The organism is Pseudomonas putida, assembly GCF_016406145.1.
Taxonomy (GTDB): domain Bacteria; phylum Pseudomonadota; class Gammaproteobacteria; order Pseudomonadales; family Pseudomonadaceae; genus Aquipseudomonas; species Aquipseudomonas putida_E.
Genome location: NZ_CP066306.1, coordinates 339642 through 356065 on the forward strand (window position 1 = coordinate 339642; position 16424 = coordinate 356065).

Consider the following 16424-nt stretch of genomic DNA (forward strand, 5'->3'; position numbering starts at 1 on the left):
AGCCCCTGCGGCTTCAATGCCCGTGGCTACGCCCCACGTGCGAATGCTCGGTATCCGGCACAGATACTGCTCCGTTTACCTCCAACCGCTGCAAGATCGCGCATTCCTCTCCCTGCGCACTGCACCGCCTGCGTAATTCCACCAGTTGCTCCTGCAATGCCACCAGACCATTGATCCGCGCCTGCACGTGTTCGATATGTTCGTCGATCAACGCATTGACGCTGCCACATGAGCCTGCTGGGCTATCGCGCAGGCGCAAAAGGCTGCGTATCTCGTCCAGCGTCATATCCAGGGTGCGGCAGTTGCGTATGAAGGTCAGCCGCTCGACATGGGCCTGGGTATACAAGCGGTAATTCCCGTCGGTACGTGCTGGCTCCGGCAGTAGCTGCTCACGCTCGTAGTAACGGATGGTCTCCACCGCACAGTCGGTGGCTTTGGCCAATTCTCCGATTTTCATGGCGAATCTCCAGCAGGTGGCTTGACCCTATAGTGGCTACAGGGTGTTCACTTGGCAACAGGTGCTCAATAAGGACGACCCCATGAACCAGCCTGTCAGCCACGAACACGTGCATGACCATGACCACGTCAACGCCGGTAAAAGCCATTGCCACGACGCACATGCGCACAGTTGCTGCGGTTCCAGTGCGGCGCCTGCGTTTGTGCAATTGAGCGAAAAGGCCAGTGACCAGGCCCGGCTCAGCCGTTTTCGCATACAAGCCATGGACTGCCCGACAGAACAGACCCTGATCCAGGACAAGCTCGGCAAGCTGGCCGGCATCGAGCAGCTGGAGTTCAACCTGATCAACCGCGTGCTGGGCGTGCGCCATACCTTGGATGGCACTACTGAGATTGAGCGGGCCATCGAAAGCCTGGGCATGAAGGCAGAACCGCTGGCTGTAGAGGAAGAGGGTGGCGTCATCGCACCCGCGCCAGCCAAGACTCGCTGGTGGCCATTGGCATTGTCCGGCATCGCGGCGATCGCTGCCGAAATCATTCATTTCAGCGCGCTTGCTCCCGAGTGGGTGGTAGCCGCGCTGGCGCTGGCAGCGATCCTTGGCTGTGGCCTGAGCACCTACAAGAAGGGCTGGATTGCCCTGAAGAACCGCAACCTGAACATCAACGCTCTGATGAGTATCGCCGTGACCGGTGCCGTGCTGATCGGCCAGTGGCCTGAGGCGGCCATGGTCATGGTGCTGTTCACCATCGCCGAACTGATCGAGGCACGTTCACTTGACCGTGCGCGCCATGCCATCAGTGGCCTGATGCAGCTTACGCCGGACATGGCCACAGTGCAGCAGGCCGACGGCCAATGGCGTGAGGCCGAGGTGCGCCACGTGGCGATCGGTACGCTTGTGCGGGTACGCCCCGGTGAGCGTATCGGCCTGGACGGTGAAGTGGTCAGTGGGCAATCCAGCGTCGATCAGGCGCCGATCACCGGCGAGAGCCTGCCTGTGGACAAGGCCCCTGGCGACAAGCTGTTCGCCGGCACCATCAACCAGGCCGGCGCTCTGGAGTACCGGGTAACTGCAGTGGCAGGGCATTCCACATTGGCCCGTATCATCAAGGCCGTGGAGCAGGCGCAGGGCGCTCGAGCGCCTACCCAGCGTTTCGTCGATACCTTCTCGCGCATCTACACGCCTGTGGTGTTCGCCCTGGCTTTGGCCGTAGCGCTCATCCCGCCGCTGTTCATGGCCGGCGCCTGGTTCGACTGGGTCTACCGCGCCTTGGTGCTGTTGGTGGTGGCCTGCCCATGTGCCCTGGTGATTTCCACCCCGGTGACCATTGTCAGTGGCCTGGCGGCTGCGGCGCGCAAGGGCATCCTGATCAAGGGGGGTGTGTACCTGGAAGGGGGCCGCAAGCTGGACTTCCTGGCCTTGGACAAGACCGGCACTCTTACCTACGGCAAGCCGGTGCAGACCGATACCAAGGTGCTAGACCCATTGTTCGAGGGCCGCGCCCAGGCACTGGCGGCAAGCCTGGCCGAGCGCTCAGACCACCCGGTATCGGCTGCCATCGCCCAGTTCGCCAGGGCGCAGGGGCTGGCCCTGAGTGAGGTCAGCGCGTTCTCTGCCTTGGCGGGGCGCGGTGTGCGTGGTGACATCGATGGCGAAACCTATCACCTGGGCAACCATCGTCTGGTCGAAGAGCTGGGCTTGTGCTCACCGCAGCTCGAAGCACAGCTGGACCAACTCGAGCGCCAAGGCAAGACGGTGGTGCTGTTGCTTGACCGCTCTGGCCCGTTGGCGCTGTTTGCCGTTGCCGACACGGTCAAGGAAAGCAGCCGTGAGGCCATCGCCGAGTTGCACGCGCTGGGCATCAAGACTGTCATGCTTACCGGCGACAACGCCCATACTGCCCAGGCCATCGCTGCCCAGGTAGGTATCGACCGCGCCGAAGGCAACCTGCTCCCTGCCGACAAACTGAGCACGATCGAGCAGCTCTACGCCCAGGGGCACCGGGTTGGCATGGTCGGTGACGGCATCAACGATGCGCCAGCGTTAGCCCGCGCCGAGATCGGTTTCGCCATGGCGGCGGCCGGTACCGACACCGCCATCGAGACCGCCGATGTGGCGCTGATGGATGACGACTTGCGCAAAATCCCGGCCTTCGTCAGGCTGTCGCGGCAAAGTGCGGCGATCCTGAAGCAGAACATCGTGCTGGCGTTGGGCATCAAGGCCATCTTCCTGGCAATCACCTTTGCCGGCATGGCCACGCTGTGGATGGCGGTGTTCGCCGACATGGGCGTCAGCCTGCTGGTGGTGTTCAACGGCCTGCGCCTTTTGCGCAAGTAGCAGCTGCAAGCTACAAGCTGATCGAGGTGGAATCCAGACTTATGAAACTACACAGCGCTGCCTCTGCTTACGGCTGCTTTTGCGGCTGCGGAGCCCAGCAATGCTAAGTGCCGAGCTCAAAGCCTTCTACATGGTGGCCCGCCTGGGCAGCATCACCCTGGCGGCAAAGAAACTTGGCCTCAGCCAGCCGACGGTGACCACCCAGATCCGCAACCTCGAAAGCCAGTACGCGGTGGAGCTGTTCTACCGCGGCGGCCGACGCCTGGTGCTGAGCGAGGAGGGCGTGCGCCTGCTGCCGATGGTCAAGGCGCTGCTGCAACAGGAAGCTGATATCGAGTTCGAGCTGCGCAACAGCGGCCATGCCCAAGGCAACCTGCGCATCGCTGCCACCGCGCCGTATTACATCCTCGACCTTGTGAAGATCTTCCGTGAGCGCTTGCCACAGGTGGGCGTGACCGTGGAAATCGGCAATTCGCAGCAGGTGCTGGAGATGCTGGAGGACTACCGCGTCGATGTCGCCGCCTCTTCACAGTTGGTGGAGGATGCTCGCCTGGTGAGGCGCGTGCTGGGCACTGACCCGCTGGTGGTGGCGGTGCACCGCAATCATCCGCTGGCGCACCGTCAAGTGGTATCTATCGAGGTGGTGGCAGGGCAATGCCTGCTGATGCGCGAAAAAGGCTCGACCACGCGCAAGCTCACCGAAGAAATGATGCACGGCGCTGGGCTGAAGGCCGAAGCGGTGCTGGAAATCGGCAGCCGCGAGTCGATCCGTGAGGCGGTGCTGCGCAATATCGGCGTCAGCGTGATTGCCCGGCACGAGGTGCCGCACAACTCGGAGCTGCGGGTGCTGACACTGGAAGACGCGCCGGTGATGCATGAGTACCTGTACTGCCTGAAGGAAAGACGCCAGGCCCGGTTGCCGGCAGCCTTTCTCGGTGTAGCGCAAGAAGTGGTGGGGTCGCAGTTCTGAACCGGCAGCGTCACTACAAAATCTGCCTATACCACTATCGCCCGCTTTTGCCCCGCCGCCACAGAACCTTCGCACAGCCTTTTTAGCATGGCCACATCTGCTCGATGAGGCTTTGCCATGAACCACGCCACCCCGGGCGCACAAATGAAAGTGCGCGGTATCCACAAGCGTTTCGGCGCCTTCACGGCGTTGAACAATGTCTCCCTGGACATCGCCGCCGGCGAGCTGGTTTGCCTGCTCGGCCCTTCCGGCTGCGGCAAGACCACCCTGCTGCGATGCATCGCAGGGCTGGAACGCCAAGACCGTGGCGAGTTGTACATCGGTGAGCGTGACATCAGCGAATTACCCCCCCAGGCGCGTGACTACGGCATCCTCTTTCAATCCTACGCGCTGTTCCCCAACCTCAATGTCGAAGCCAACATTGCCTACGGCCTGAACCGCAGTGGCCGTGAAGAAAGCCGCCAGCGCGTAGCCGAGATGCTGGACCTGGTAGGCCTGGCCGGCAGTGAAAAGAAATACCCCGGGCAATTGTCCGGTGGTCAACAGCAGCGGGTTGCGTTGGCCCGTGCCCTGGCCCCGTCGCCCTCGCTGCTGTTGCTCGACGAGCCGATGTCGGCGCTGGATGCGCGTGTGCGTGAGCACCTGTGTACCGAACTTAGACAGCTGCAGCGTCAACTGGGTATCACGACGCTGATGGTCACCCACAACCAGGACGAGGCCATGTTGATGGCCGACCGCATTGCGGTGATGAACAACGGCCAGGTCGAGCAGTACGCCACCCCTCAGGAAATCTACGATCAGCCGTCCACGCCGTTCGTTGCCGAGTTCGTTGGCCAAGGCAACTGGCTGCCGTTTCAGCGTACTGGCGACAGCCACGCTCAAGTGGGCGCCATGAGTATGCGTCTGGCAGCGGGTGCGCTGCGGGCCAGCAGCGGAAGACTGTTCTGCCGCCCGGAGGCAATTACCGTCAACCCAGTGATGCACGAAGAAAACCTCTTCCCGGCCAAGGTCCATGAAATCACATTCCTCGGCAACCGCTGCCGCATGAGCTTTGAGCTCAAGGCCCTGCCGGGCCATCCGCTGCTCGCCGAGTTGTCGCCAGAAGCCATGCCACGCCTGGGCTCGCAGGACATCTGGGTGGCTCTACCGCCACAGAGCCTGCAGGTGTTTGCCTGAGATGGCCGCGCCCATGCCCTTGTCGCTGACCCAACCCAAGCACACAGCGCGTAATGATGTTGCCTTCGGTGATCGGTTGTTCGTCGTCGGTGGCAAGTGCCTGCTGCTGACCTTGCTGTTGCTGGCGGTGCTGATGCCGTTGCTGGCGATCTTCTGGCGCGGCTTCAGCGGTGATGCCGGCCAGGGTGGCGGCCTGCTGGCGGCTCGTGAATTGTTCGCCAGCGAAAACTTCCACTGGCTGCTTGGCAACAGCTTGTCGGTTGCCTTCACGGTTGCCGCGATCGTGGTCCCCCTGGCATACCTGTTCGCTTATGCCTTGCAGCGCACGCTGATACCGGCCAAGGGGCTGTGGCGGGGGATCTCGCTGCTGCCACTGCTGGCGCCGTCGATGTTGCCGGCGATTGCCCTGGTCTATCTGTTCGGTAACCAAGGCCTGCTGCGCGGGTTGCTCAGTGACAACATCTATGGCTTCTGGGGCATTGTCCTGGGGGAGGCCATCTACACCTTCCCGCATGCGCTTATGATCCTGCTGTCGGCCTTGTCGCTGGCCGACGCACGGTTGTTCGATGCCGCCTCCAGCATGGGAGCCGGGGCTTCGCGGGCGTTTCGCAGCATTACCTGGCCGGCAACGCGCCAGGCGGTGTTCGCGGCGTTCTGCCTGGTGTTTACCCTGACCATCACCGATTTCGGTGTACCGGTGGTTGTCGGTGGCGACTACCAGGTGCTGGCGCTCGAGGCCTACAAGGCGGTCGTCGGCCAGCAGCAATTCGGCCGGGGTGCATTGATCGGCATGGTACTGCTGGTGCCGGCATTGCTGAGCTTTGCGGTAGATGCCTGGCTGCGTCGCCGTCAGGGCGAGGCCATGAGTGGTCGTGCCCAGGTGTTCGAGCCCAAGCCGTCGTCTGGTCGTGATGCCTGCTATCTGGTGATCGTCCTGCTGGTATGCACGGTGCTGGTGGGCGTGATCGGTATGGCGGTGTACTCGTCTCTGGTGACCTTCTGGCCCTACAACCTGACCTTGTCGTTCAAGCACTACATGTTCGAAGACACCGCTGGCGGTGGCTGGCTGGCCTATCGCAACAGCGTGACCATGGCCATCGGCACCGCGCTGATCGGCAGCATGGTGATTTTTGCCGGTGCCTACCTGATGGAGAAAACCCAGGGCCAGCGTTTGCTCAACCAGGCCCTGCGCCTACTCAGCTTCATCCCCATGGCGGTGCCGGGGTTGGTGCTGGGCCTGGGCTATGTCTTCTTCTTCAACCTCAGTGGCAACCCCCTGCACGTGTTCTATGGCGGCATGGGGCTCTTGGTGGTATGCACCATCGCCCACTACCTGACCACTGCGCAGATGACCGCAACCACGGCGTTGCGCCAGCTCGATGGCGAGTTCGAGGCCGCCGCGCTGTCGCTCAAGGCGCCGTTGTACAAGCACTTCGTGCGGGTCACCGTGCCGATCTGCCTGCCCGCACTGCTGGACATCATCCGTTATCTGTTCGTCTCGGCCATGACCACGGTATCGGCGGCAATCTTCCTGTACAGCCCCGACACCATTCTCGCCGCCGTCGCCGTGCTGAACATGGACGATGCCGGCAATGTCGGCGGCGCTGCCGCCATGTCGACCTTGATCCTGCTGACCAGTGCGGCTGCATCGCTGCTGCTGGCCGGCGCTTCCCGCGGCCTGCTACGCCGCTCCCAGGCCTGGCGCCAGCGCGCTCCCGGCCATTGACCGACTGCCCACACTGACAGGAAACGCATCATGTTCAAGCCCCTCGCACTTGCCGCTGCCGTGTCCGCTGTATTCAGCCTGCAGGCTTCGGCCGCCAGTACGCAGCTGACCGTCTACACCGCCCTGGAAGCCGAGCAGCTCAAGACGTACAAGCTGGCCTTCGAAAAGGCCAATCCGGACATCGAGATCAAGTGGGTGCGTGACTCCACCGGCATCATCACCGCCAAGCTGCTGGCCGAGAAAGAGCGCCCGCAGGCCGATGCGGTATGGGGGCTGGCGGCTTCCAGCCTGGCCATCCTCGACCAGAACGGCATGCTTGAAGCCTATGCACCGAAAGATCTGGGCAAGATCTCCGCCAACTACCGTGACGCTGCCAACCCGCCAGCTTGGGTCGGCATGGACGTTTGGGCCGCGACGATCTGCTTCAATACCATCGAGGCTCAGAAGCAGGGCCTGAGCAAACCGGTGAGCTGGCAGGACCTGACCAAGCCGGAGTACAAGGGCAAGATCGTGATGCCGAACCCGGCGTCGTCGGGTACCGGCTTCCTGGATGTGAGCGCATGGCTGCAGACCTTTGGCGAGCCTCAGGGCTGGGCTTATATGGACGCGCTGCACCAGAACATCGGCCAGTACGTCCATTCCGGCTCCAAGCCTTGCAAACTGGCTGCGGCAGGGGAGTTCCCGATCGGTATCTCCTTCGAGTACCCGGCGGTGCAGCTCAAGCGCCAGGGCGCGCCACTGGATATCGTCCTGCCCAAGGAAGGCCTGGGCTGGGAGATCGAGGCGACTGCAGTGATCAAAGGTTCACCGAAGGCTGATGCCGCCAAGCGGCTGGCGGATTTCTCGGCAAGCCCTGCGGCCATGGAACTGTACAAGGAGAACTTCGCTGTACTCGCTGCGCCGGGCATTGCCAAGCCGCAAACCGAGCTGCCCGCGGACTATGAGCAGCGCCTGATCAAGAACGACTTTGCCTGGGCTTCGAAGAACCGTGACCAGATCCTGGCCGAGTGGCGCAAGCGTTATGACGGCAAGTCGGAGAAGGTGGCGCAGCAGTAAGATCTGTGAGGCTTGCGACCTCAGGTTGGCAGTGCCAAACCTGAGGGCGCGGGTTTACCCGCGATCAGGCTGGAACGGATAGCTCAAATCTGCAATACCAGTGCTTCCAGCTGTTCCTGCCGCTCAGTCTGGTTCACCCGCGCCCCCGGATTGAGCGTCGACCACTGCGGATGCGCCCGCGCTTTGCTCAGCGCCTCGGGAAGCTTGCCTTCACGCCAGGTTTTCTCGTCCGGCTCATTCAGGCGAATACTGTTCTGTGCTGCATGCCCGCGGGTATCCAGTGCTGCCATCAACTGTTGCTGACGCAACGCCAATAGCCGCAACACCGTGTCATCCACCGTCAGCTCGCGCTGGCCCTTCAGTTTGCCCATCAACCGTGCGCCATAGTTGCGTGCAGTCTGCAGGGCTCCGCCGGCAATGGCTCCGGCCAAGGCGGCAGCACCCAGCGTAAGGCCACCGACCAGCAGGTCGACCCCCGCGCCGGCCGCTGCCCCTGCCGCCACGCCGCTGCCCAGGCGTACGCCCAATAGCTTCAAGGTTTCAGGGTTGAACAGGTCATCGCCCCAGCGCCCGTTCAACAGCGGCAGGTCACCGGCATTGGCATCTTCGCGACGGAAACCGTAGAGCTTCAGAAGCGCTTCGACGCAGCGCTGTTCTCGCTGGCGCACATCTTGGCGCAAGGCCTCGATGGCCTTGGCTTCAGCCGCTGGTTCAGTTTCGACGCTGCGCCGACATGCTGCGCAGTCGAGCAGCAGCTCTGCGATCAGCCGTTTACCGCTGTGCTGGCGGGCCAGCCGCTGTGCCTGCTGGTCGTCGATCAGCCGCTGCAGGGCGGGGCGGGCGTCTTCAAGCAGCAATGCCAAGCTCTCGTAAAGGCGGCGCTCGCCGTCTTCGGGAGGCGCAACGCTGTCGAACCGTACCAGCGCATGCAGCCCGAGGCGGGCCAGGGCCTCGCGCCATTCAGGTTCGCGATGCTGGCTGCTGGCGACGAAGTTGAGCACCGGCAGCAATGGCTTGCCGCAACTGGCCAGCACCTCCAGTTCGTCGCGGTATTTGGCCAGCACCGGCTCGCGGGCATCGATCACATACAGGCCGGCGTTGCTGGCCAGCAACTGGCGCAGCACCTTGGCTTCCTGCTCGAAGCGCTGACGTGCTTCGCTGCCCTGCAGAAAGCGCTCCAGCCGTGCCGGGCCGTCCAGGCGCTCGCCCGGCCGTTCGAGGCGCTCCAGGTAGTCGAGCAAGGCAATGGCATCTTCCAGCCCGGGGGTATCGTAGAGCTCAAGCAGCGGCTCACCGTCCACCGAAAGGCGCGCGCCCTCGACGTGGCGGGTGGTGCTCGGGCGATGAGACACCTCGCCGAAGCCGACATCGCGGGTCAGGGTGCGCAGCAGCGAGGTCTTGCCGACATTGGTGTGGCCGACCACGGCCAGTTTCAGTGGCTCAGTCATGGCCATGCTCCAGCCAGTTCATGGGGGCGCTGTCGGCGTGGGGCAGGCCCAGCCGGTCGAGGGCTTCATGCCAGTCCCCCAGGCGCTCGGCGTCCAGGACCTGGCCCGGGGCAGCCTGCAACAACCAGATGCGCGTGGCACCGGCATTGCGTGCCAGCTCTGCCAGAAGTGCCAGGCTGCCGCGGTCAGGTGAGCGGCGGGGGTCACAGGCGATGGCCAGGCGTGCCGGAGGGAAGCGGCTCAACTGCTCGAGCAGCCGGTTGCGCGATTCACGGCTGTCGAGTACGCCGGCGTCGGTCACCCCCTTGGCCAGCGCAGGCGGCCATGGGCGCTGGTCGTCCAGTTCGAGGCCGACCAGCAAGGCCCCACTGCTGCCGGTTTCCAGTTGACCTGCCTGGAACTGTGGCAACGCTTCGGGGGCGGTGTCCTGCACACCAATCCGTTCGCTGCGGGGCATCAGTGCATCGCGCAGTTGGGCGTAGCCGGGCAGGCTGAGGTCCAGTGCCAGGCGTCGGCGACCCTGGTACCAGCGCCACAGGCACAAACCAGCCAACAGCAGGCGCGGCAGCAGGCCATAAACCAACACTACGCCCAGCAGCCAGCTGGCCCAGGCCTGGCGGGCGATATCAACGGCCAGCTGGGTGTCGCCGCTGGCGCGGATCATGCCCTCGTCCGGCACGGCAAAGCCGAGCAGTGAGGGCAGGGCACCAAGCGTTTGGGTAAGGGTGATGAAGGGCTCGGGGGCGAGCAGGGTGGTTTCCCAGACGAAGCCGTAGCGCCGGGTGGCAAGCAACACCAGCAGTAGTGTCAGCGCACTGAGCATGGCCGCCAGCCACAAGCTGTGCACGAGCAGGCCAAGCAACCAGCGGTTGAGGCGCTGGCGCTGCAGTAGCACCAGCAGTGCTGGCGCCAGGTGTACGGCCTTGGCGTCGCGCGCGAAGCGTTCGCTCAGCCAGAGCCACAGCCGTCCCAGGCTGGCGCCATGTTCGCCACTCAAGGCCAGCCCGGCGGCCCAGCCCAGAAGCATCAGCAGGTTGAGCCCGAGCAGGCTGCCCAGCGCCCAGAACACGTTCACCGGGCGCAGGCCATCGCCGAGGGCGGCAAAGGCAAGGCCCGCGCCGCTGAGTATGGCCAACAGCAGCAACGCCAGCAGGGCCAGGCGTGCGCCTTGTTTCCAGTGCTGCAGGGCAGTGGTCATGCCATCCCGATCGGCCAGGAACAGTGCACGTGCTTCGATGCGGGCTGCCAGGTCGCCGCCCTGCTGGCGGGCGTGGCGGTTGGCTTCCTGATCCTCCAGGGGGCCGGCGTGTTCCTCGCGCAGGCGCACCGCTTCGGTGAGCCAGCGCTTGTCCAGTGGAGTATGTCCAGTCACAGGGTATTCCATTGCACGGTTCAGGGCGCAAGCATAACCCACCATGGGTTTGCTATCCTCGCCGGCATGACTACTTCACTCCCCCTCAGCCTGATTGCGGCCCTCGCCGAGAACCGCGTCATCGGCATCGACAACACCATGCCCTGGCACTTGCCGGGGGATTTCAAATACTTCAAGGCCACCACCTTGGGCAAGCCGATCATCATGGGCCGCAAGACCTGGGATTCGCTGGGCAGGCCGCTGCCGGGGCGCCTGAACATCGTGGTCAGTCGTCAGACGGGCTTGGCGCTGGCCGGCGCCGAAGTGTTCGCTTCGCTCGAAGATGCGCTGGAGCGCGCTGAGCAATGGGCGCGTGAGCAGGGTGTTGACGAACTGATGCTGATCGGCGGGGCGCAGTTGTACGCTCAGGCCCTGGAAAAGGGCTTGGTGAGCCGTATGTATCTGACCCGGGTGGAGCTTTCGCCGCAAGGGGATGCGTGGTTCCCGGAGTTCGACAAGGCGCAGTGGCAGCTGGCATCGAGTGAGCCGCAGACAGAGGCGGACAAGCCTGCGTATCACTTCGAGGTGTGGGACAAGTCTTGAAGTGCTTGGGGCTGCGCAAGCAGCCCCGTTGAGATCAGGAGTGGCTCAACTCGGCATGCTCATCGCCGGCCATCACATCCTTGTCGGTTTCTTTCAACAACTGGCTGGTCACCACGCCCGCCGTCATCGAGCCGTTCACGTTCAAGGCCGTTCGGCCCATGTCGATCAGCGGTTCAACCGAAATCAGCAGTGCCACCAGCTCGACCGGCAGCCCCATCGCTGGCAGCACGATCAGCGCTGCGAAGGTCGCACCGCCGCCCACGCCGGCAACGCCAGCGGAACTCAAGGTCACGATGGCCACCAAGGTCGCGATCCACAGCGGGTCGAAGGTGTCGATACCCACTGCCGGGGCCACCATCACCGCCAACATGGCCGGGTAGAGCCCGGCGCAGCCATTCTGGCCAATGGTTGCACCGAACGAGGCGCTGAAGCTGGCGATCGACTGTGGTACGCCCAGGCGACGGGTCTGCGCCTCGATGTTCAACGGGATGCTTGCCGCGCTGGAGCGGCTGGTGAAGGCGAAGGTCAGCACCGGCCATACCTTGCGCAGGAAGCGCAGCGGGCTGACGCCGGTTGCGGCCAAGATGATGCCGTGCACCACGAACATCAGGCCCAGGCCGATGTACGACACTACGACGAAACTGCCGAGCTTGAGGATGTCGTCCAGGTTGGAGCTGGCCACCACTTTGGTCATCAGCGCCAGCACGCCGTACGGGGTCAGCTTCATCACCAGGCGCACCAGGCGCATTACCCAGGCCTGCAGGGTATCGATGGCCGAGAGGGCGCGTGCGCCCTTCTCGGAGTCATCCTTGATCAGCTGCAGCGCGGCCAGCCCGACGAACACGGCGAAGATCACCACGCTGATGATTGAGGTCGGCTTGGCCCGTGCCAGGTCGCCTACCGGATTGCTTGGGATGAACGAAAGCAGCAGTTGCGGGATGTTGAGGTCGGCGACCTTGCCGGCATAGTCACTGTGGATGGCCTGCAGGCGTGCGCTTTCCTGTGCGCCTGCCACCAGCCCCTCGGCGCTCAGGCCGAACAGATTGGTCAGGGCGATACCTATCAGCGCTGCGATGGCAGTGGTCAGCAGCAGTGTGCCGATGGTCAGGAAGCTGATGCGGCCAAGCGAGGAGGCGTTGTGCAGGCGGGCCACGGCGCTGAGGATCGAGGCGAAGATCAGCGGCATGACGATCATCTGCAGCAAGCCGACATAGCCGTTGCCGACTAGGTCCAGCCAGCCGATGGTGGCTTTCAGTACCGGGTGGCCAGCACCGTAGATGGTGTGCAGCACCAGGCCGAAGCCCACACCCAATGCCAGGCCGAGCAAGACTTTCTTGGCCAGGCTCCAGTCGGTATGGCGAGTTTGCGCCAGGCCCAGCAGCAAGGCCAGGAACACTAGCAGGTTGAGAGACAGCGGCAGGTTCATTGAAGCTCCAGGAAAAAGCAGAAGAGGCATCGCCTCTGTGAGCGATTGCGAACGGAAATGCTAACAGCCTGAAAACAAACGAATTTATACCCAAAGGTAATTTGCTTAGTCGTTTATGGAATAACAGGTGGTCGTAAATAGCAATGAACACGACGTTTACAATTGTATGAGCGTCGCAGTGGAAGGGGGCTCGGGTGAGTGGGTGGTCTAGCTTTTCCCGATCAATTCAGGAGATTCGTACATGAAGTTTGCTCCGAAAGCCTTGGCCATCGGTTTGTCGCTGCTGTTCAGTATCGAAAGCGGAGCCACTGAGCTTAAGCACTGGCCAACTGAGGCGGCCAAGCAGCTCGACGCGATGATTGCCGCCAATGCCAACAAGGGAAATTACGCGGTGTTCGACATGGACAACACCAGCTACCGCTACGACCTTGAAGAAGCCTTGCTGCCGTTCATGGAGAACAAGGGCCTGCTGACCCGCGAAAAGCTCGACCCGTCACTCAAGCTGATCCCGTTCAAAGACACCGCCGAGCACAAGGAAAGCCTGTTCAGTTACTACTACCGCCTGTGCGAAATCGACGACATGGTCTGCTACCCGTGGGTGGCCCAGGTGTTCTCGGGCTTTACCCTCAAGGAGCTGAAAGTGCAGGTCGATGAGCTGATGGCTTCTGCCACGCCTATCCCTAGCACCTACTTTGAAGGGGGCAAGGTAAAAGCCATCGAGGTGCAACCACCCAAGGTCTTCACCGGCCAGGCCGAGCTTTACAACAAACTGATGGAAAATGGCATCGAGGTGTATGTCATTTCGGCAGCGTCCGAAGAGCTGGTGCGCATGGTCGCGTCCGACCCCAAGTACGGCTACAACGTGAAACCGCAGAACGTCATAGGCGTCAGCCTGCTACTCAAGGACCGCACCAGCGGCCACTTGACCACCGCACGCAAGCAGATCAGTGAAGGCAAGTACGATGCGACGGCCAACGCTGGCCTGGAACTGACCCCTTACCTGTGGACGCCGGCGACCTGGATGGCTGGCAAACAGGCGGCGATCCTTACCTATATCGATGAGTGGAAGAAGCCGGTACTGGTGGGCGGTGATACCCCGACCAGTGATGGCTACATGCAGTTTCATGGCGTGGACATTGGCAAGGGCGGTATCCACCTGTGGATAAACCGCAAGGCCAAATACATGGACCAGTTGAACGGGATGATCGCCAGGAACGCGGCGGCCCAGGCGAAGGCGGGGTTGCCGGTGACAGCGGACAAGAACTGGGTGATCGTCACGCCGGAGCAGATTCAGTAGGCCATTGGGTGCCTGTGCAGGCCCACATGGACCGCGCAGATCCTGAGGTCTGCGCTGTACATGTGGGAGACTCTATGGTTATCAGCAAGCCATTTTCGCGCCTTTGGTGACCTATTCGTTCTGATTTTTCATCAGGGCGAATGCCACTCGTGCGAATTTTCTAGCCAGGATTACCTTTGCGGGGCTTTCTTTTGAGTCTTGTATCGGATTTACCGGCCCTATCGCCGGCAAGCCGGCTCCCACTGGGTTTGCGCTGAGCTTGAGAGCAGCGGGGTGCCTGTGGGAGCCGGCTTGCCGGCGATGGGCCGCAAAGCGGCCCTAAATCACTTGACTGCCTGGCACTAGGGCTCAGGGCGCCGGTTTCTTCACGTCATCAAGGCCTCACAGCCCTTCAAGCATCGCCTTGTTGCGCACAGCACCCTTGTCGGCACTGGTCGCCAGCAGGGCGTAGGCTTTCAGCGCGGTGGTAACCTTGCGTGGGCGTACTTCGGCCGGTTTCCAGCCTTTCTTGTCCTGCTCCACGCGGCGTGCAGCCAGCTCTTCATCACTGACCTGCAGGTTGATCGAACGGTTGGGGATGTCGATCAATACCTTGTCGCCGTCACGTACCAGGCCGATCGCGCCGCCAGCAGCGGCTTCTGGCGAGGCATGGCCGATCGACAGGCCCGAGGTACCACCCGAGAAGCGGCCATCGGTGAGCAACGCGCAAGCTTTACCCAGGCCTTTGGATTTCAGGTACGAAGTCGGGTAGAGCATTTCTTGCATGCCCGGGCCACCTTTCGGACCTTCGTAACGGATGATGACGATGTCACCGGCCTTCACTTCGTCGGCGAGGATGCCGCGCACGGCGCTGTCCTGGCTTTCGAAGATTTTTGCGTTGCCTTCGAACACGTGGATCGACTCATCGACACCTGCGGTTTTCACCACGCAGCCATCCAGGGCGATATTGCCGTACAGCACTGCCAGGCCGCCTTCCTGTGAGTAGGCATGTTCGAAGCTGCGGATACAGCCGTTTTCACGGTCGTCGTCCAGGGTTTCCCAACGGGTCGACTGGCTGAAGGCAGTCTGGGTCGGGATACCCGCCGGGCCGGCTTTGAAGAAGGTGTGCACCGCTTCATCGTCGGTTTGGGTGATATCCCATTTGGCGATGGCTTCTTCCATGCTGCGGCTGTGTACCGTCGGCAGGTCGGTGTGCAGCAGGCCGCCGCGGGCCAGCGAGCCGAGGATGCTGAAGATGCCGCCGGCGCGGTGGACGTCTTCCATGTGGTACTTCTGGATGTTCGGCGCCACTTTGCACAGCTGCGGTACTTTGCGCGAGAGACGGTCGATGTCACGCAGGTCGAATGCCACTTCGCCTTCCTGTGCTGCGGCCAGCAGGTGCAGGATGGTGTTGGTCGAACCGCCCATGGCGATGTCGAGCATCATGGCGTTTTCGAACGCCTTGAAGTTGGCGATGCTGCGCGGCAGTACCGAGTCGTCGTTCTCGCCGTAGTAGCGCTTGCACAACTCGACGATCGTGCGGCCGGCGGTGAGGAACAGCTGCTCACGGTCGGCGTGGGTGGCCAGGGTCGAACCGTTGCCTGGCAAGGCCAGGCCGAGTGCTTCGGTCAGGCAGTTCATCGAGTTGGCGGTGAACATGCCGGAGCAGGAACCGCAGGTCGGGCAGGCGCTGCGCTCGTATTCGGCAACCTTTTCGTCGGAGGCCGAAGAGTCTGCAGCAATGACCATGGCGTCGACCAGGTCCAGGCCGTGGCTGGCCAGTTTGGTCTTGCCGGCTTCCATCGGGCCGCCGGACACGAAGATCACAGGGATGTTCAGGCGCAGGGCGGCCATCAGCATGCCGGGGGTGATCTTGTCGCAGTTGGAAATGCACACGATGGCGTCGGCGCAGTGGGCATTGACCATGTATTCCACGGCGTCGGCGATGATCTCGCGGCTCGGCAGGGAGTACAGCATGCCGTCATGGCCCATGGCGATGCCGTCATCCACCGCAATGGTGTTGAACTCTTTGGCCACGCCACCGGCGCGTTCGATTTCGCGGGCGACCAGCTGGCCCAGGTCCTTCAGGTGCACATGGCCCGGGACGAACTGGGTGAACGAGTTGGCGATGGCGATGATCGGTTTCTTGAAATCTTCGTCTTTCATCCCGGTTGCGCGCCACAGGGCACGGGCGCCGGCCATGTTGCGGCCTTGGGTGGAAGTCTTGGAACGATAATCAGGCATGAAGCACTCCTGGCGGCTTAATCAGGTCACAAAAAGGGGAGTGAGCTTCTCTTTTCCTATGCGCCTTAGGCCGGTTGCCACTGGCACGGATGGGGCCGAAGACACAACGGGATCGCCGCGTGCTCGACCAGAGCTCATAAACCCGCCGGGGATGACTGGCGATGAATAGCCCGATTCTACACCGCTGGCGCAGCGAGGGAATGGCGATGTGTCTGGGCGGTGGCTCGGGGAGCATGACCGGCACTTTGTAGGACCGATCTGAAAAGCCCAGTGCGCAGCTGACAGGTGCGTCTTGGCTGCTTATGATCCGCCGCGCCGCATGTGCGGCTTCACGAGACATTACCTCAATGGACCTT

General features: G+C 62.6%; 12 protein-coding genes. 7 read left to right on the forward strand and 5 right to left on the reverse strand.

From position 1 onward, the window contains the following. Positions 1 to 13: 13 nt before the first annotated feature. The gene (gene cadR, locus JET17_RS01630; protein WP_012312271.1) at positions 14 to 457 is read right to left on the reverse strand and encodes a cadmium resistance transcriptional regulator CadR; all 444 of its coding nucleotides are present in this window, start codon (positions 455 to 457) and stop codon (positions 14 to 16) included. An 82-nt stretch (positions 458 to 539) separates the two neighbouring features. Between cadR and JET17_RS01635 the strand changes: the two genes are divergently transcribed. The 5 genes from JET17_RS01635 (at position 540) to JET17_RS01655 (ending at position 7720) form a co-directional block, all read left to right on the forward strand. After that, positions 540 to 2792, forward strand: a complete 2253-nt coding sequence (locus tag JET17_RS01635) for a heavy metal translocating P-type ATPase (protein ID WP_012312272.1) — start codon at positions 540 to 542, stop codon at positions 2790 to 2792. Positions 2793 to 2892: 100 nt separating this feature from the next. Beyond that, on the forward strand, positions 2893 to 3762 hold the full coding sequence (locus JET17_RS01640) for a LysR substrate-binding domain-containing protein (RefSeq protein WP_012312273.1): 870 nt from the start codon (positions 2893 to 2895) through the stop codon (positions 3760 to 3762). Positions 3763 to 3879: 117 nt separating this feature from the next. Further along, positions 3880 to 4938 carry a putative 2-aminoethylphosphonate ABC transporter ATP-binding protein gene (locus JET17_RS01645; protein ID WP_012312274.1) on the forward strand — a complete coding sequence of 353 codons (1059 nt, stop codon included), beginning with the start codon at positions 3880 to 3882 and terminating at the stop codon, positions 4936 to 4938. A gap of 1 nt (position 4939) precedes the next feature. Continuing rightward, complete coding sequence (locus JET17_RS01650) at positions 4940 to 6664, forward strand: putative 2-aminoethylphosphonate ABC transporter permease subunit (protein ID WP_012312275.1); 1725 nt, start codon at positions 4940 to 4942, stop codon at positions 6662 to 6664. 30 nt (positions 6665 to 6694) lie between these two features. Next, a complete protein-coding gene (locus tag JET17_RS01655; protein WP_012312276.1) occupies positions 6695 to 7720 on the forward strand; it encodes a putative 2-aminoethylphosphonate ABC transporter substrate-binding protein in 1026 nt (341 codons plus the stop codon). A gap of 83 nt (positions 7721 to 7803) precedes the next feature. Here the strand turns inward: JET17_RS01655 and JET17_RS01660 are convergent, their stop codons facing one another. Further along, complete coding sequence (locus tag JET17_RS01660) at positions 7804 to 9168, reverse strand: GTPase/DUF3482 domain-containing protein (RefSeq protein WP_012312277.1); 1365 nt, start codon at positions 9166 to 9168, stop codon at positions 7804 to 7806. Further along, complete coding sequence (locus JET17_RS01665; RefSeq protein WP_042111861.1) at positions 9161 to 10552, reverse strand: DUF2868 domain-containing protein; 1392 nt, start codon at positions 10550 to 10552, stop codon at positions 9161 to 9163. The genes JET17_RS01660 and JET17_RS01665 overlap by 8 nt, the downstream gene beginning before the upstream one ends. A 54-nt stretch (positions 10553 to 10606) precedes the next feature. Here JET17_RS01665 and JET17_RS01670 point away from each other — a divergent pair, with 54 nt between their 5' ends. Then, positions 10607 to 11122 carry a dihydrofolate reductase gene (locus JET17_RS01670; protein WP_012312279.1) on the forward strand — a complete coding sequence of 172 codons (516 nt, stop codon included), beginning with the start codon at positions 10607 to 10609 and terminating at the stop codon, positions 11120 to 11122. Between the two features lie 34 nt (positions 11123 to 11156). On the opposite strand, the gene JET17_RS01675 is transcribed toward JET17_RS01670, so the two are convergent. Further along, a complete protein-coding gene (locus JET17_RS01675; protein WP_012312280.1) occupies positions 11157 to 12548 on the reverse strand; it encodes an L-cystine transporter in 1392 nt (463 codons plus the stop codon). A gap of 241 nt (positions 12549 to 12789) precedes the next feature. Here JET17_RS01675 and JET17_RS01680 point away from each other — a divergent pair, with 241 nt between their 5' ends. Continuing rightward, complete coding sequence (locus tag JET17_RS01680; RefSeq protein WP_012312281.1) at positions 12790 to 13845, forward strand: phosphorylcholine phosphatase; 1056 nt, start codon at positions 12790 to 12792, stop codon at positions 13843 to 13845. Positions 13846 to 14226: 381 nt separating this feature from the next. Here JET17_RS01680 and ilvD read toward each other — a convergent pair whose 3' ends face one another. Continuing rightward, positions 14227 to 16068: a dihydroxy-acid dehydratase gene (gene ilvD / locus JET17_RS01685; RefSeq protein ID WP_012312282.1), complete on the reverse strand. Its 1842-nt coding sequence runs from the start codon at positions 16066 to 16068 to the stop codon at positions 14227 to 14229. Positions 16069 to 16424: the final 356 nt, after the last annotated feature.

Bases quoted from the DNA above. Each gene is read 5' to 3' on its own strand.
- cadR (WP_012312271.1), bottom strand. From the start codon at position 457: ATGAAAATCGGAGAATTGGCCAAAGCCACCGACTGTGCGGTGGAGACC.
- JET17_RS01635 (WP_012312272.1), top strand. From the start codon at position 540: ATGAACCAGCCTGTCAGCCACGAACACGTGCATGACCATGACCACGTC.
- JET17_RS01640 (WP_012312273.1), top strand. From the start codon at position 2,893: ATGCTAAGTGCCGAGCTCAAAGCCTTCTACATGGTGGCCCGCCTGGGC.
- JET17_RS01645 (WP_012312274.1), top strand. From the start codon at position 3,880: ATGAACCACGCCACCCCGGGCGCACAAATGAAAGTGCGCGGTATCCAC.
- JET17_RS01650 (WP_012312275.1), top strand. From the start codon at position 4,940: ATGGCCGCGCCCATGCCCTTGTCGCTGACCCAACCCAAGCACACAGCG.
- JET17_RS01655 (WP_012312276.1), top strand. From the start codon at position 6,695: ATGTTCAAGCCCCTCGCACTTGCCGCTGCCGTGTCCGCTGTATTCAGC.
- JET17_RS01660 (WP_012312277.1), bottom strand. From the start codon at position 9,168: ATGACTGAGCCACTGAAACTGGCCGTGGTCGGCCACACCAATGTCGGC.
- JET17_RS01665 (WP_042111861.1), bottom strand. From the start codon at position 10,552: ATGGAATACCCTGTGACTGGACATACTCCACTGGACAAGCGCTGGCTC.
- JET17_RS01670 (WP_012312279.1), top strand. From the start codon at position 10,607: ATGACTACTTCACTCCCCCTCAGCCTGATTGCGGCCCTCGCCGAGAAC.
- JET17_RS01675 (WP_012312280.1), bottom strand. From the start codon at position 12,548: ATGAACCTGCCGCTGTCTCTCAACCTGCTAGTGTTCCTGGCCTTGCTG.
- JET17_RS01680 (WP_012312281.1), top strand. From the start codon at position 12,790: ATGAAGTTTGCTCCGAAAGCCTTGGCCATCGGTTTGTCGCTGCTGTTC.
- ilvD (WP_012312282.1), bottom strand. From the start codon at position 16,068: ATGCCTGATTATCGTTCCAAGACTTCCACCCAAGGCCGCAACATGGCC.